Annotated in this window: 14 protein-coding genes; 4 read left to right on the forward strand and 10 right to left on the reverse strand. The window is 63.9% G+C overall.

What is annotated here, in order from left to right; translation table 11 throughout:
* Window positions 1–10: 10 nt before the first annotated feature.
* Window positions 11–463, forward strand: coding sequence for a MarR family winged helix-turn-helix transcriptional regulator (locus tag EV650_RS15565; protein WP_134119459.1), 453 nt, complete (start codon window positions 11–13; stop codon window positions 461–463).
* Between the two features lie 11 nt (window positions 464–474).
* Here EV650_RS15565 and EV650_RS15570 read toward each other — a convergent pair whose 3' ends face one another.
* Genes EV650_RS15570 through EV650_RS15580 form a run of 3 tightly spaced genes read right to left on the reverse strand, consistent with a single transcriptional unit; the run spans window position 475 to window position 2,064 of the window.
* Complete coding sequence (locus EV650_RS15570; RefSeq protein ID WP_134119460.1) at window positions 475–774, reverse strand: cupin domain-containing protein; 300 nt, start codon at window positions 772–774, stop codon at window positions 475–477.
* Window positions 775–815: 41 nt separating this feature from the next.
* Complete coding sequence (locus EV650_RS15575; protein ID WP_134119461.1) at window positions 816–1,418, reverse strand: lactate utilization protein; 603 nt, start codon at window positions 1,416–1,418, stop codon at window positions 816–818.
* 34 nt (window positions 1,419–1,452) lie between these two features.
* Window positions 1,453–2,064: a flavodoxin family protein gene (locus EV650_RS15580; protein WP_134119462.1), complete on the reverse strand. Its 612-nt coding sequence runs from the start codon at window positions 2,062–2,064 to the stop codon at window positions 1,453–1,455.
* A gap of 199 nt (window positions 2,065–2,263) precedes the next feature.
* Between EV650_RS15580 and EV650_RS15585 the strand changes: the two genes are divergently transcribed.
* A complete protein-coding gene (locus tag EV650_RS15585) occupies window positions 2,264–5,188 on the forward strand; it encodes a helix-turn-helix transcriptional regulator (protein ID WP_166678141.1) in 2,925 nt (974 codons plus the stop codon).
* 49 nt (window positions 5,189–5,237) lie between these two features.
* On the opposite strand, the gene EV650_RS15590 is transcribed toward EV650_RS15585, so the two are convergent.
* From EV650_RS15590 to EV650_RS15600, 3 genes are all read right to left on the reverse strand, one after another.
* Complete coding sequence (locus tag EV650_RS15590) at window positions 5,238–6,020, reverse strand: neutral zinc metallopeptidase (RefSeq protein WP_166678142.1); 783 nt, start codon at window positions 6,018–6,020, stop codon at window positions 5,238–5,240.
* A gap of 427 nt (window positions 6,021–6,447) precedes the next feature.
* Complete coding sequence (locus EV650_RS15595) at window positions 6,448–6,915, reverse strand: group II truncated hemoglobin (RefSeq protein ID WP_202874520.1); 468 nt, start codon at window positions 6,913–6,915, stop codon at window positions 6,448–6,450.
* 93 nt (window positions 6,916–7,008) lie between these two features.
* On the reverse strand, window positions 7,009–7,518 hold the full coding sequence (locus EV650_RS15600; RefSeq protein ID WP_202874522.1) for a luciferase domain-containing protein: 510 nt from the start codon (window positions 7,516–7,518) through the stop codon (window positions 7,009–7,011).
* A gap of 322 nt (window positions 7,519–7,840) precedes the next feature.
* Between EV650_RS15600 and EV650_RS15605 the strand changes: the two genes are divergently transcribed.
* Window positions 7,841–8,725, forward strand: a complete 885-nt coding sequence (locus EV650_RS15605) for a LysR family transcriptional regulator (RefSeq protein ID WP_134119466.1) — start codon at window positions 7,841–7,843, stop codon at window positions 8,723–8,725.
* A 48-nt stretch (window positions 8,726–8,773) separates the two neighbouring features.
* Here EV650_RS15605 and EV650_RS15610 read toward each other — a convergent pair whose 3' ends face one another.
* On the reverse strand, window positions 8,774–9,583 hold the full coding sequence (locus EV650_RS15610) for an MBL fold metallo-hydrolase (RefSeq protein ID WP_134119467.1): 810 nt from the start codon (window positions 9,581–9,583) through the stop codon (window positions 8,774–8,776).
* Between the two features lie 1,285 nt (window positions 9,584–10,868).
* Here EV650_RS15610 and EV650_RS15615 point away from each other — a divergent pair.
* Entirely contained in the window at window positions 10,869–11,171 is a 303-nt protein-coding gene (locus tag EV650_RS15615) for a hypothetical protein (RefSeq protein ID WP_134119468.1), read from the forward strand.
* A 428-nt stretch (window positions 11,172–11,599) separates the two neighbouring features.
* On the opposite strand, the gene EV650_RS15620 is transcribed toward EV650_RS15615, so the two are convergent.
* The 3 genes from EV650_RS15620 to EV650_RS15630 all read right to left on the reverse strand — a co-directional run bounded on the left by EV650_RS15620 (window position 11,600) and on the right by EV650_RS15630 (window position 14,595).
* Window positions 11,600–12,520 carry a DMT family transporter gene (locus EV650_RS15620; RefSeq protein ID WP_134119469.1) on the reverse strand — a complete coding sequence of 307 codons (921 nt, stop codon included), beginning with the start codon at window positions 12,518–12,520 and terminating at the stop codon, window positions 11,600–11,602.
* Window positions 12,510–13,013, reverse strand: coding sequence for a carboxymuconolactone decarboxylase family protein (locus EV650_RS15625; RefSeq protein WP_134119470.1), 504 nt, complete (start codon window positions 13,011–13,013; stop codon window positions 12,510–12,512). The genes EV650_RS15620 and EV650_RS15625 overlap by 11 nt, the downstream gene beginning before the upstream one ends.
* A 562-nt stretch (window positions 13,014–13,575) precedes the next feature.
* Complete coding sequence (locus tag EV650_RS15630; protein ID WP_134119471.1) at window positions 13,576–14,595, reverse strand: winged helix-turn-helix domain-containing protein; 1,020 nt, start codon at window positions 14,593–14,595, stop codon at window positions 13,576–13,578.
* Window positions 14,596–15,100: the final 505 nt, after the last annotated feature.

Consider the following 15,100-nt stretch of genomic DNA (forward strand, 5'->3'; position numbering starts at 1 on the left):
ACTGTGGAGCATGCCCATCGACGACGGCCTACTCCTTTCGGAGGGTCTGATTGCTCTGGGCCTCGCCGTCGAGCGCTTGCGCGCGAGCGTGTGCCGCGAGCTGGACCTCACGCCACAGCAGGTCCAGCTCGTCTGCGCCCTCGATCATGGCCAGCGAACTTCCGGCGGCCTGGCCCGACTGCTCGCGTGCGACAAGACCAACATCACGGGCCTTGTCGACCGACTTGGATCCAAGGGGCTGGTGCACCGCGTCCGCGACGAGGCGGACCGACGCATCGTCCATATCGCACTCACCGACGAAGGGCGCCAAGTAGTTAACGAGTTCCGGCGACTGGCTGGCGCACAGTTCGCGGCCGCCGTCGCAAGCTGGCCGCACAGCGAGCAGCAGCAGCTAGCCCGAGCTGCCCGCAAAGCAGTGCAGGCGTTCGGGCCAGATCTCCTTCCTCCAGCAGTCAGCGGCTGAACTGGCGGTGGCTAGGGTGCCTTCAATTCGAAGATCAGCGACCTGATCACCGTCGTGCCCACGTTCTCGGTTGCGTGCTCTGCCGCGTCGTGCCACCAGGCGGTGCCGACTGGGAGTTCGACCTCTTCCGTCTCACCGGACGCTGTGTGGAAGCGCAGCCGGCCCGTCTCGAGGTTGTATACGACGATGTCGGGGTGACTGTGCATCGGAGTCGTGTCGCCCGGCGTCAGGCGCGACTGCAGCAGACGGATGCGTTCGTTCTCGAACACTTTCGTGTACACGTGCGAAGCTACTTCAAGGGGATCAGGCATGATCCGCTCCCTTCAGACTTGAGTTCTGTGAGTGCTCTGCATCAGTAGCCGAGGTTCTCGTCGACGAGGACGATCGTGGTGCGGCCCGGAACCGGCTCACCGGAATAGACGACAAGTTTGTTCACCGCACTGCCTCCCCAGCCGATGCTCCTGACTCGCGCGTCTTCCTGCGGAAGCGCCACCTGGTAGACCCGCGCGATCGCCGCCTCGAGATCCTTGACGAGCTTGTTCGCTCCGACCACCCAGACGACCTTCGCCGGACCAAAGGTGTAGAAGGCCTGGCGACTACCAGTCAGGTCAGCACCCACAACCTGCCCGTCTCGTGTAACGGCCTGCACGCTGCCCAGGTATACGTCCGCGTTGATCGAGATGCGTTTGCGAATCTCCGTCCGCCGCGCTGCATCGGATTCGGCGATCCAATCCGCATTGCCATAGCGGAGGTTCTGCGAGCTCTGCAGTTCCTCCACCAAGCCGATCTGCTGCAGGGTCGCCGAGCTCCCGTGCGCGACCAAGGAGCCGCCTGGCAGCAGCTCCAGTACGGCGTCGCGTGCCTCCGCGCCGGTGCTCACGTGGATGGTCGTGAACCCGCGCCCACTCAGTGCATCGAGCAACCGTCGATCAATCTTGAGTTCATCGAAGTTCATTCGGGCATCCCTGCCGTACCAAACACCGCGACATTCATCGGACCGAGGCTCGAGCCGAACGGATCAACTGCGCGAACCGAACGAGGCGCTCAACCAGGTGATCCATCGAGGCGAAGTGCTCGTCTCTCGGCGCGCCGTCATTGCTCACGTGGGACACGCCATACGGATTCACGACACTCGGGTTGGTATAGCCCGGAGGCACGAGCACGCCACCGAAATGATGGACCGAGTTGTAGAGCGCGAGGAGCGTTGTCTCCTGGCCACCATGCCGTGTCGAAGCCGAGACGAAACCGGCGTACGCCTTGTCGGCCAGGCGGCCCTCAGACCAGAGCCCACCGAGCTGATCGATGAACTGCTTGAGCTGCGCTGAAACATTGCCGAAACGGGTCGGCGTACCGAACAGTACGGCGTCGGCCCACTCCATGTCGTCCGGCACCGCGGCGGGAACGTCGCGAGTGTCGACAAGGTGGTCGAACCATGCGGGGTTGGACGCGATCGCCGATTCCGAGGCGATCTCCGCCGCCCGCCGAAGGCGGACCTCAGCGCCGATCTTCTCCCCGGTGTGCGCAGCCCGCTTGGCGAGTGCGTGAACGTTGCCGGTGGCGCTGTAGTAGATGATGGCCAGGCGTGTGGACGCGTCGGACATAGGTACCTCCATTTCACTGCCGGCCGATGCTCCGGCTCTTTAAGACTGCTGAGATCGTCGCCCGCCGCAACCATCCCGCGAATCCACCGTCTGCTACCCGATACGACCGGCTTTGCCTTACCTACCGTGCAGTAACGCCTTAGTTCGAGAGATGTGAACGTGCGCGCTACGCCTGCCCGAGATGGTCCACAATGAGACTGTGCAGGATCATCACGGGAGCACCGAGCTGGTTGGGCGCGAGACTCAAGGCAGGCTTCTCGACTCAGCTCTCCGGCTGACTCTGGCCGGCGAATCCCAGGTGCTCGTGCTGGGCGGCGAAGCCGGCATCGGTAAGACGCGTCTCGCCGATCAGATCGCCGCCACCGCCAGGGCGGCCGGTGTCAGAGTGCTCACGGGCAGCTGCGTTCCACTCGGAGCGGACAGGCTGCCACTGGCGCCCGTGCTCGAGGCCCTGCGAGGTCTCGCCGATGAAATCGGCCGGGAGCGAATCGCCGCTCTCGTTCGTGGCGGCCGCCTTACCCGCTTGATTCCCGGCCTTCAGTTGTCGCCCGACGCGGGCGAGCCCGATGCCGCGGACGGACTTTTCCCAGAGCTTGTCGGGCTGTTCGAACGCTTGCTGACAGATCGCCCGTTAGTGCTGATCGTCGAGGATCTTCACTGGTCCGATCGATCGACGCGGGAGATCCTCGATGTGCTCGCCCGTGGCATGCGCCAGACTTCGCTCCTGATCGTGGTCACCTGCCGCACCGAAGGCAACCGGCAACCCGAGGCAGTTCGCGGATTCCTCGGCGAATGGGATCGGCTCCGGCACGTGACCAGAATCGAGCTGGGGCCGCTCTCGCGCACCGAGACACTCGCGATGGTCTCCAACCTGCTCGAATCGCTCCCGGCCGCGGAGGCTGCGGAGCGCATCTTTCGGCGGTCCGCCGGCAATCCGTTCTTCATCGAGCAACTTGCTCGCATGGAGACGGCCAGCGAACCCCAGACGATCGACAACTCGCTGCGAGACGTCCTGACGACTCAGATCGAACGCCTTGATCGCATCTCGCGGCGCGTGGTTCAGATCGCCGCACTGGGCGCACATCGCATCCCGCACCGGCTGCTGGCCGCAGTCGCCACGATGCCGGAGGAGCAACTGCTGGGCGCGATCAGGCAGGCGGTCGACTTCGGCGTTTTGTCTGTCGAGGGCGACGACTACGGTTTCCGCCATTCCCTGCTTCGCGACGCCGTCGTGCAGTCGACGCTGCCGGGCGAACGCATCGAGATTCACCGGCGCTACGCGCACGCGCTCGAAGATGTGCCAAGTCTTGTGCCCGCGCTCGAGCAACCGTCCGAGCTCGCGCATCACTGGTGGCGTGTTGGCGACGCCGATCGTGCAGTACCCAGCTTGCTCACAGCAGCGGACGCCGCCGGAAGGATTTTCGCGCACTCCGAGAGGGTCACGATGCTCAAGTGCGCCCTCGACTTCTGGCCGAAACTCTCCGAGCCACGGTCCGACCTGGCAGATGTTCTGGACGAGGTCATCGACGCCGCCATGTACTCCGGACAGCATGCGCTCGCGGTGGACCTCATCGACAGGGCGCTCACCAGCGCACCGGTCGGCGATCACAGTGAACGGACCGCCTTGCTGACGGCGAAACGCGGCGGGTGCCTGATGTCTCTCGGTGATCAGCGAGCCGGCGAGGTTCTGTATGAGGCTGTACGGATGGCGCCGTCTGGAATATCCGACATACGAGCAAGCATTCTCTCCCTGAGCGCTTTCGCCCTCGCATCCGCAGGGGACTCTCAGTACGCCGCCGATCTAGCCCGCGAATCGATGCAGCTCGGGCAGGACTTGGGCGACGCTCGAATCGAAGTGCGGGCGCGCACCGCGCTGGGGCTCGCGCTCGGACATGCCGGCCTCGACGACGCGAGCATCGAGGAGGTCAAAGTCGCTCTGGCCCTCGCGGATCTGCACGACGATCGCCACGGTGCGGTGATCGCGTATGACGTCCTGTGCCACATGCTGATGTCGATCGGGCTTCTCGACGAGGTACTCGAGGTCGCACCGGCTGGCCTTGCCCTCGCCCGCGAGACCGGGCTTCTCCGGACGGAGTATTGCCGGATCGCCAACTCACTCGCGTCGGCCCTCATCGATCTCGGCCGGTGGGACGACGCGGAGCGACAGCTGATGGAGATCGTCGACGTCGATCATCCAGGCGCGTTCGCGGCGTCTCCACGCCTGTCTCTCGCCGATCTCGCGCTGGCCCGTGGGGATCTGGACACGACCAGGCAGTTCCTCGCCTGGGCAGACCAGCTGCTGAACCATAGCCAGCTCGACCAGGAATCCCTTGTCACACGGGCCTGTCTGAGTGCGGAAATTGCTCTCGCGGATCATCGTGTCGATGAGGCGGTCGGGGCTGTCATCGCCGGACTCGCGCTTCCTGGCGCCCCCGCACATGTTTCCGCGAGCTGGCGGCTGCTGAACACCGGTGCCCGAGTCGAGTCTGCGGCCGCCTTGAGCAGAACACTGCGCCCCGACGCAGTCGACCGTACTTTCCGTTCCACGATGCAGGATCTCGCCGGCAAGCTCCGGACCGACCGCCCGCAGTGGGTCGCATCCGCGCAACAGTTCGACGCGGAGCTCGACTCCGGCATCTCCCCCAGTCCGCTGTGGACGGGGGCGGCGGCATCCTGGGAGGTAGCTGGTCACCCTTACCCGCTGGCACTCAGCCTGCTGCGAGCAGCCGAAGTCGCGCTCAACGCAGGTGACAAGGCGTTCGCGAGCCGGAACCTCGGGCGCGCATTGAAGATCTGCGAGCTATTGGATGCAAGGCTGCTGGCGACTGAGATCCAGCACTTGGCGAAGCGAAGTCGAGTGCTGATAGCGGACGCGAACCCGGCGACCGCAGAGAGTGGGAAACCGTCGGCCGAGCAGGTTGGGTTGACCTCGCGCGAGGCAGAGGTCTTGCGGCTGCTCAGCGAAGGATTCTCGAACAACGACATCGCCACCACGCTGTACATGTCATCCAAGACGGCAAGCGTTCACGTGTCCCGGATCTTGCACAAGCTTTCGGTGAAGACCCGCGGTGAGGCCGCCGCCATGGCGTACCGCCTGCGACTCTTCGATCGGCAGCACGACTGATGTCCCGCGGCTCGGGCCCGAGCCGCGGGACGACCCATCTCCTACGGAGTCATGACACCCGAGCCGCCGGGGCGGCCCAGGTATTGCAGGCCCCGGGGCGTTTCAGGGCGATGCCACGGCTGATCCAATAGCGCTGGTTGGCGACGCTGCCGTGGTTGGCGATCGTGATGGTCCGCCAACTCCAGTCGTGCAGCATCTGTGACGTGTAGGGGTAGCTGTTCTTGTTGGCAGCCAGGAACATGTGACCGAGGCAGGACGCTTGCAGCTCCAACCGCCGCGTCAGCTGATCTTTCGACGCCGCGCTTGGGGCTTGGTTGTACAAACGCCCATAGGCTTGGAACATCCCCGAGAGCTCCTGAATGTGATGTCCGTACTCGTGCGGCAGAACATGCGTCGCCCACCTGCGGGCCTGAACGGTTCCCCAGTTGTGGTAGACGTAGACGATCTCCTCACCGCTGGGGTAGATCCTCTCGTCGCCGCCGCAGTAGAACGACACGTACTTGGTGCTGGCACCACAAGGCGTCTGGATAGCGCCGGACCAAATAGTCATCGGCGGTACGCGGAACTGGTATCCGGCGGCCATGACCGTGGCTGGCCAGGCCCGGTCGAGACAAGCTTTGAGGGAGGTGTAGTAGGACCGCACCGCAGCCAGCGCGATCGGCTTCACCTTCGGTTCGTGACATCCGATCGACCGCATGGCACCAACCGAGTAGAGCCGGTTCTTGGTGAGCAGATCGCTGTCGCTCGGCGGAGGTGGAATGGTCCGTATCGGCTTCGGCTGTCTCGACGTCCTGATAGCGGTGGGCTTGACTGGCGCCGGAGCGGTGGTCATGCCGGTCACAGGGTTCGTGGGCTGGTTGTTCCACGCATTCGGCTGGCCGGATGCTGCCGACGGCGAAACGCGTGGATCTGCGGATGCGCTGCGATCGCCGTGGGATCGCAGTACCAGAACTCCCCCGATCAGAACCAGCGCAGCGAGCCCGCCTGCGAGCACTGCCAGCAGCTTAGGCGTCTTCGACGGAGGGCGCGGCTGAGGACCCGACGAGCCGCCGGGTCCTCCCCATCCGGGGTTGGATGACCCCTGCTGCGGATCCGGCGGCGGAGGGTACGGTGGCCCCTGCGGTGGCCACGGTGGATTACTCATCTGTCTCCCTTTGGCACGACGCCGGCCGCTTCAACACGCTAGTAGATGCGCGTGCTGCGAAGCGTCTTCTTGGACGTCGTTCGGTCAGCGTCTAGGTCTCGCCGTTTCCCACGGATCATGAGGCCTCCTGCGGATCGGCCGGTTCCGTGCTGGTCGGGCCGGGCCACGTCCAGTGAGGCACCGCGTTGAGCGGATGGAGCTGGTCATCGGTGACGGCATGGGAGTTCTGCTGGGCCACTGTCGTGCCGAACTCGACATGCTCGCGAAGAGCCTGACGGAAGGCAGGATCGTCGGAGAGGCCGACCTTGTCGACGGCAGCCATGTAGAGCTCGATGAACCGCTCCCGCTGAGCATCCGTGATCTCGAGGCCGCGATGAACGTCTACCAGGTGCTGGAATCCGAGCTCGCGGGTGAACGTGTCAGGCCCCCCGAAGGCTTCGGCATCGAAGTCTGTTAGGTGGTCAACGTGGCTGGGCTTACCAGAACCGAACAGCGGCTGCAGGAGGGGGTCGGCAAGGACAGAAGAATAGAATGTATCGATGAGCTTTCGCAGTGGCTCACGGCCACCAGCGAACTCGTACAACGTAACCATGTGAATCCGGCTCTCACTAGCGACTGGGACGCCGACGTTGTCGGCTCCGACGGGCGTTGACTGCGGGGTTCTGTGCTGTGGGATTCAGTACTCGCCCTTGGCGAACGCGTACGAGGCCTGCAGCAGCAGCCACACCACGTTGAGCTCATCTTCGTCGCGAGGCCCGAAGATGAGCGGTGTGCCGCTGCGCGGGTGCGGCTCGCCCCAGCCCGCATCGAATGCCGCGCGCGCGAGATCGGTGGGGAGGGTCATGTGCAGACTCCCGTCAGCCACCGGATGCAGGTGCGCGAACTCGCGCTCTGCTTGAAATGCCTCCGGCGGCCCGGCAGCACTCAGCTCGTCCAGGATGAACGCCACCGCGCCCGGGACCGACACCAGACTGTCCCCTCCGTGCACACCGTCGAGCGCGAGAGCACGTGCGGCCAATGCATCCCAGAGGTCTGGCGGGGACTGGTCGGAAACCTGCGCGTGCGGGTTTGGACCGATCGTCTTGGGACGCGGCCCGCTCCTCGTGGGCAAAGCATCAGCTGTGTTCAAACCATCCTCCTTCTGGATCGATGACCGCCAACCGGTTGTCAGCGCATCGCTGGCCATCGCCAGACGCGAGAAGCCACAGTCGCCGGTCCAGGTCCTTCCCGACGACTGTGGCCTGTCCACCAAGAGGCGGTAGCGAGCGCGCAATACCCACACCGCATTCGGAACGCAAAAGCGAGATCCTCGTGGCTGGGAGAGCACTGAGGATCTCGCACAACCATCAACGCTCGGACGACCGCAGCACCCGCCGACGCGCGGCGACGCGTCGGTGATCAGCACACATCGTCCTTCTCCTTCTGGCTGCGGTATGAATGCTGCCCTGGATCGGTAAGCTCTGCAACAGAAAGCAGAGATAGCATTCATCTGGTCAGGAGATAAGTCCATGGAGTTGAGGCAGCTCGAACACTTCGTCGCAGTGGCAGAGGAAGGCCACTTCAGCCGGGCGGCGGAACGCGTCCACATCGTCCAGTCGGGGCTTTCCTCGTCGATTCGCTCGCTCGAACGCGAGCTCGGCGCCGAGCTCTTCATCCGGACCACCCGCCACGTCGCCATGACCGAAGCCGGGCGGCAGTTCCTGACCGACGCTCGCTCCGCGCTCGCAGCCGCACAGCGTGCGCGAGACGCTGTCGCGGGAGTGCGCCAGCTGCTGCGCGGCCACCTCACGATGGGGATCATGCAGGTACTCGAGCCAATCGATCTGCCAGCCGTGCTCGCCCGTTTCCATGGCGAGCATCCGGGCCTCGAGATCGACCTCCGGCAAGCCGGAGCATCGACGCTCATCGAGCAGTTGCGCGCAGGCGTCCTGGACCTCGCCTTCGTCGCGCTCCCACCTGACCAGCTACAGGGGCTCGATGTCACGGTGATCAGCGACGAGGCCATGCGTGTCGCCTGCCCGCCCGCACACAGGCTGGCGACCCGGAAGAAGATCAGCCTCGCCGACCTCGCCGATGAATGTTTCATCGGGTTCTCCCCGTCCTGGGCTGCTCGCATCGTCATCGACCGCGCCTTCGCCGCGGCCGGCGTCCGGCCGCGAATGGCCTTCGAACTCAACGATCTGAGGACAGTTCTCGGACTCGTCGCCAACCGCCTCGGTGTGGCGATCGTCCCGCGCTCCGTCGCGAAGTACCGAATGCCGGTCAAGCTGATCCCGCTCGGCGAAGGAGCCCCACGATGGCAGCTCAGCGTCGTGACGCGCGCAGGCGAACGACCAAGTGCCGCCACCCGGGCGTTCGTCGACATGCTCGAGCTCGACGGGAACGCGCCCTGAAGGAGCTTGTCTCGGGCTGTTGTTAACCGCGACGACACTGGCGGGTTCTCAGGTGAGGTGGTCGTAGTCGCCGCGGGTCCAGGCTGCGTGGCGGTCGGCTGAGCGGCGGACTACTGTCTTGGCGTCGACGGGGATGCTGGCGCCGAAGTTGTTGTAGAGGCGGTCGAAGTTATAGGGGTCGAGGGAGCGGGCGACTCGGTCTACTACTGCACCGGACAGCGGGATGCGGTTCGGGTAGCTGCGCATGAAGCTGACCGAGGTGCGGTCGGGGTTGGCGAAGATGGTGTCGCCGGACAGGATCACACCCTTGCCCTCGGCACCGTTCTGCCAGTGCACGACCGCGCTGCCCGGGAAATGACCGCCTGGTTGAAGAACGGTCACTCCGGGTAGCGGTGTCAGTGTGCCCGACCAGGTCTGGATGACCGGGTCCTGGCGGGCGACCCATTCCTTGTCCGGCTCCGAGACGTACACCGGTACGTCGCCGAGACGGTGGCTCCACTCGACCTGGACGCCGTACATGTGCGGATGACTGGCGATGATCGCGACCACGTCGCCGTGCTCGCGGACCCGGCGTACGGCGTCGTCGTCCACGTACCCGATCGGGTCCCAGAGCAGGTTGCCCGCGTCCGTTGTCAGCAGCATCGACTGCTGCCCGATCCCGACCGGCGGCTTCGAGCGGATGCCGTACAGGCCGGGCTCCACCTCGGCGATAGTCACCTCGGTGCCGGCCAGCTCTTCGAGCGTGGTCCAGTGCTGGCCGTCGGCGGGCACCCACTGCCGCTCGTCGGCGCAGATCGCACAGACCTCGACCTGCTCGGAATGTTCGACCGCACAGGTCGCACAGATCCAGAAACTCACTGTCATTCTCCCCTTCGGCGCCACCTCAACCCAGTTGAAGTCACCGTCATCTTCCGTGTCAACACAAACATGCCCACAGCAACAAATTGAACCAACAACCACCTCTGTCAGAGCAAATTGTCAGTTCCAGAATTCAGTCCGGTGACCTACATCTTGAACTTCCGTCCCGATATAATCACACCGGCTAGCTCATGTAGTACCAGACTCAGACGGAAGGGTGTCATGGCATTTCGAATATCTTCGAATAGCGATCCTGGGACATCGGATCCCCGGGAGGTTCCTGCAGTGCCGAAATCCACGCAAGAGACCTCTGGGTCACGCTTAGACGCGACGTTTTGGACGGAGCGTGGCCGTCATGGAACCGAGGAACGTGGCCGCAGAAGAAGTGCGTGAGATGAAGGCTACGGCGAGAGCCGCGGCGGGCAGAGACGCTCGGAGAGCGATCAAAACAGGCTGGAGTCGCTAAGAAACTGACCGAGATCACGCGAGCACGAGCGGCACCCATCCGGCGGACCGCGCAGCTAGCCCTGAGGCGAACAGTCTGCGGCGCCGGCAAACGTCGCAGTCCGTCCACGGCAGGAGCTCTGCTGACAACTCTGCGAGTATTTGTCCCTCGACTGCGGACTGCATTCCAACCGTCCGAGGTAAATACGGGCATCTACGACTCGTCGCCGCGCAGCGCTGGGCACATTCACTACCTGCCCACCAATCGGGTTCATAACAAGATCCACGGACAATCACGACGAAAGGGGTTTGAATGGCGTTCAGAAAGAGGCGTGATCCAGATTCGCCCGAAAATCAGACTGCGTCCCGCGCGCGAACAGAAAGGAGCCTGTCGGCCGCGCAGAAAAAATTGGGAGCCGCCAAGAACGCTCAAAATGAGCCGACGTCTTACCGTGGCTTCCGCGCCAGCGAGAAGACCAGAAAGGCAGCATGGGACGTCCGGAAGGTCGAGGATCAGCAGCGGAAGGCTGCCTCTGACGCCGTGGATCGCATGTACCAAGACCCTGAGACCGCCGGAAGAAGCCGTCGGACTGCGAAGACACAGAAAGATGGCAAGAAAAAACGCGGACGCTGACCTTGAACCGATCAACCCCAGCCGCGCCGAATGAACGGTTGCGATGGCGGCTTGAACGTCGCAAGCCGCGTACCCGAGATTCCTCTCAGGCAGGAGCGGAGGTAGTTCCCCGCCGTTCCGGTTCAACCCCACACAAACACGATCACGAGTTCATGACCCGGTGGCTTGCTCGGCCGTTTCTCGTGATGATGAACGAAGGAGGTCCGAATGGCATGGCGAAAGAGCAGGTTTGAGAAAGGCGTAGAGAAGATTGAGGCCGAGCGGAGAGGTAAGATCGAAGCCGCAAGGGGACGGGTGAGGACCGCGAGGGAAACTCAGTCGACAATGCAAGAGATCAACGGCGTGAACCCCGACCCGAACTACTTCAAACTGCTCCATGAGTCCGCGACCGAAGTCAACAGGGCGACAAGGAACCAGAAGAGGGTCGAGAGACGAGCCAACAGTGCAGCGGAAAAGGCGTTTGGAAGACTCGAGGCGAAGGAAACCAAGAAGCGTGGACGTGGGCGCTGACCTTTGGTGGGTCATGTGAGGTATCGGTCCTGATGCGCACGGTTTATGGCGGCGGCGAGCGTCGTAAGCCGTGTGAACCGGGGCCCCACCCAGGTCGATAGCTGAAGGTTGCCTTCTTGTTCACGCGTCCACCTGCCGGCAAGCATTCCGCACAAACGTGCTGAACGCTCAGCAATGCCGCCAAGGAATGCCCGACCGCGGCGCCGCCAGGAATGACAGCGGCGGCGAAGGGAAAAGTGTGCGGATTCTGACGAGGGGTCGGCTCAGCAAGAACCGGTAGTTCAAGCGGCTCCGTCGGCAGTTCGAACATTGTCAGCGGCACCACGGATCATGCGGGACGGAACGACCGGCGGGCGGGCGCGCGTCCCGGCCGGCCCGCGGGAGGTGGCCATCCTCGCCACACCTGCGAGCAAGGGCGCGTAATTGAGTCAAGAGCCGCTTGGTGGCTGGATGGCGGGTTCTGCCCTGCGCTCGTGCGCTCTTGTGGAGGCTCGGGGCCTCGATGCGTAGAGGGAACCGAGGATAACGAGGGTGAGGCCCGCCGCCATATTGGCACGGAAGGATTCGTGGAGCAGCAGTACTCCGAGGATCGACGCGACCGCCGGATTGACGTATGTGATGATCGTGGCACGGACGGGTCCCCAGGCGTGGACCAGAGTGAAGAACAGCAGGAGCGCGACGGCTGTGCAAACGATCGCGAGGGCAGCCAGGGCTGTCGTTTGACCGACGGTAGGAACCTTGCGTACGGCAACAACTCCTGGAACGGTGTAGATCAGCGCACACAAAGCCAGGGACGCAGTTGCGACGACTACGCTGTCGATGTCGCCGAGATAGCGAGTGATGACGATTGGGGCGAGTGCATAGCCGATCACGACCAGGCCCATCTCGACGAGCGCGACCGGGCTGAGGCCGGCGGTGTCGATGCCGCAGAGGATCACCACGCCGGTGGCGCCGATCAGCAGACCGAGCGGCTTGACCTCGCGGAGCGTCGATCGGCGGGTCGTGATCGCGATGAACCCGCTGACGAGGGGGACCGTAGCGATCAGGATCGCAGTCATCGTGCTGGAGATCCGTGTCTCCGCGGTCGGGATGCAGTACCAGGGAACGATGAACTCGGCCAGCGCGAACAGTCCGATCCCGTAGCGACAACGCCACACATCACGAAGGCTTCCGCGCTTGGTCGCGATCGGCAGGAGTAGCAAGGCCGCGAGAGCCGTGCGGACGAGGGTGATCGTCACCGGTTCGAATCCCCGCAGCGCGATCTTGATCAGCAGGTACGGCAATCCCCAGACGAACGACACCGCGACGAACGCGGAGGTGCCGCGGTCGAATTGCTGGCTACGGTTCATAAGACCCAGGTGTCCAAGCCCGCGTACTGACGGCGATCATGTTCCAGGCGTTGATGGCCGTGATGAGACTCACCAAGGCCGCGATCTCCTCAAGACCTAGATGGTTACGAATCGCCTCGAAGGCCGCGGCAGGAACGTGGTCATCGGCCAGTAACGTCAGCGCCTCGGTGAAAGCCAGCACCGCGCGCTCGCGCTCACTGAAGTACGGAGTTTCGCGCCAGGCGGGAAGCGCGTAGATGCGCTGCTCAGTCTCCCCGAGCGTGCGAGCGTCCTTGGTGTGCACGTCGATGCAGTAAGCACAGCCGTTCAACTGGGACGCGCGGATACGGACGAGCTCACGCAGCCGGCGATCGAAGTCGACGCGGTCGAGTTCGTGGGTCGCAGCTACGTCCAGGCTCCCCATGGCGGCCGAGAACCTCGGAGCGTTGTCGTCGAAATCGAGGCGTACCGGAATCTTGACCGGCGTATCTGCTGTCGTGTCGATGGTGGTCATGACAGTGACACTACGGCTGCTTCGACCGATAGCTAGGATCCAATTCCAGCGCAGGAATGTGGGCCACTTCTCCTTCGCACATAGGATCCTCAGTTCCCCTGCCACGCGTAGGCAGAACTTGACGGAGTACCGGACTGACAGCCAACGGTGGCTCAGGGCAACGATGTCGCGGTACCGGCAGGTCACATGGTCCCGGTGGCACAGTCGGGACACGGGAATGGGCCGCCTGCGAACGCAGGCGGCCCATGGGGGGAGGATGAAGAACTCAGCACATCACAAGCAACGAGGGTGGCACCCAGGTCCCGTGTAGTTCGAGGTCACCGAGGAGTGCCCATCGGCGACCGCAGCGAAGATTGCGACCGAAGTCGCTGCCCCACCGCACAGCGCGACCGCAACCGAGCCGATTTTGACCCACCATTTCGGCACGAGAGATCAGTCCTTTCTGTGGACATCGTCATGCCGCGGACCAACTCGGTCTCCCGAGTCTTGATCCAGTAGATCGCGCTACGTGCACGGGGACAACGACCTTCGAACTTCGCAGAAGTACCAGCGACTCCGGCAGCTAACTCCCCCGGCCGGACAGGAGTTCGACGATACGGTCGCCGCGCTCGGTGCGCGTCCCCCACATTTGTTGCGCGTGCCGCTCGCGACGGATCAGGTCGGCGATGTGCAGCTGGTCGCAGTGATAGGTGATCGTGCTCTGCGAACATTCCAGGACACGGGCGAGTTGCTGCATGGTCATCGGGGTGCGCAATGCGCGAAGGATGCTGGCTCGGCGCTGCCCCACGATGAGGCTCAGTACGTCGCCGTCGCTCTCGGTGCCGACTGTGCCACGCCCGTTCCAGAGGGTGTCGATTCCCGGCACAGGATATGCCACCCACTGTGCCTCCGGTCCGCTCGTGAAGCGGGTGATCATGGCGTTTCGACCGGCAATCATGGGCACCAGAACCAAGCGACGTCCAGCCAGGTCATACCGAGCCGGATCTGGATCGGCCATCGTCAGGCGTCCAGGCTCATAGGTGATTCGCGGGTGGATCGTGGTGAGGAGCCCATCCAAACCACCCCGCACGACGGCGGTGCCGACCCGGTTCACCTCACGCTCGAGCAGCCGCTGTGCGCCGCGCCATGCGGGGTCAAGCTCCGCCCACGCATCCGAGACCGCTCCTGCCAGATTGTTGCCCCAAGTCCGTGGAGCTCGCGCAACCGCTTGCCATTGCGGCGGAACCCGCCGCCCGTACTCCGAATCCAGATCAGTCAGCAACGACTCAAACGACGACTCTCGCAGTTGCTCAACCTGGTCCCGCACAGGCACGTCGCCGACTGGCTCCAGCGGCACGATGAAGTCCGGTGACACTGACTCTCCAGGCCGGACAATCGGAGCCATCGCCGCGTAGTTGGCCGGCGCGACGGCATGCCGTACGGCTCGCCGCCACGGCTCTGGAAGCCCTTGTCGCCGACCGCCGATCACATCTGCGAGCACCGCGAGCACCGATACGTACGGGCTCAACGACACCGATACCGACAACTCTCCGACGTTGCCGAGGTCAATAACAGTACGTTGCTGCATCGTCTGCCTGTCCATGGATCCTCTTTCACCCGGGACGGCCCCCCACTCACCACACCGACGTTCGCCACATTGCGATGCGCCTAATGACCACTTGGTCAGTAGCACGATAGCGCGGCCAGTCAAGCGTCACCAGTTGTATGCGCTTTCCCTACGCCGTGTGAGGAAGTCGGCCGCTGGCCCACATCGCGTACGCGACCTGCAGGTCTATCGAGCCGAGATCCTGGTCGCCGCGCGGATCCTGATGAGCTCGGAAGTATTCGGACGACATCGTTGCCGGAGACCTCGAAATCGCGCCCGAGCGCTTAACTGTCGGCGTTGTGGAGCGGATCGCGCGCCTCCGACACCAGCGACACGACCGTCGCGCTCACCCGCAGCGCCACGACCGAGAACGTTGCTGTAGCGCTCTGTCAGGCGATCAGGGGGCGCAGCAGTGTGGCTTCCAGAGTGGATCAGCAATCCTTGAGCCTGACGTCCACCGGATCGGGGCCGTTTTTTCAGCGCCGTCCCATTCGTCCGCTCG

The organism is Kribbella kalugense, assembly GCF_004365875.1.
Lineage (GTDB): Bacteria > Actinomycetota > Actinomycetes > Propionibacteriales > Kribbellaceae > Kribbella > Kribbella kalugense.

Coding starts and splice junctions, on each gene's coding strand:
- EV650_RS15565 (WP_134119459.1), top strand. CDS start 11: ATGCCCATCGACGACGGCCTACTCCTTTCGGAGGGTCTGATTGCTCTG.
- EV650_RS15570 (WP_134119460.1), bottom strand. CDS start 774: ATGCCTGATCCCCTTGAAGTAGCTTCGCACGTGTACACGAAAGTGTTC.
- EV650_RS15575 (WP_134119461.1), bottom strand. CDS start 1,418: ATGAACTTCGATGAACTCAAGATTGATCGACGGTTGCTCGATGCACTG.
- EV650_RS15580 (WP_134119462.1), bottom strand. CDS start 2,064: ATGTCCGACGCGTCCACACGCCTGGCCATCATCTACTACAGCGCCACC.
- EV650_RS15590 (WP_166678142.1), bottom strand. CDS start 6,020: ATGACCACCGCTCCGGCGCCAGTCAAGCCCACCGCTATCAGGACGTCG.
- EV650_RS15600 (WP_202874522.1), bottom strand. CDS start 7,518: ATGGCCAGCGATGCGCTGACAACCGGTTGGCGGTCATCGATCCAGAAG.
- EV650_RS15605 (WP_134119466.1), top strand. CDS start 7,841: ATGGAGTTGAGGCAGCTCGAACACTTCGTCGCAGTGGCAGAGGAAGGC.
- EV650_RS15615 (WP_134119468.1), top strand. CDS start 10,869: ATGGCATGGCGAAAGAGCAGGTTTGAGAAAGGCGTAGAGAAGATTGAG.
- EV650_RS15620 (WP_134119469.1), bottom strand. CDS start 12,520: ATGAACCGTAGCCAGCAATTCGACCGCGGCACCTCCGCGTTCGTCGCG.
- EV650_RS15625 (WP_134119470.1), bottom strand. CDS start 13,013: ATGACCACCATCGACACGACAGCAGATACGCCGGTCAAGATTCCGGTA.
- EV650_RS15630 (WP_134119471.1), bottom strand. CDS start 14,595: ATGGACAGGCAGACGATGCAGCAACGTACTGTTATTGACCTCGGCAAC.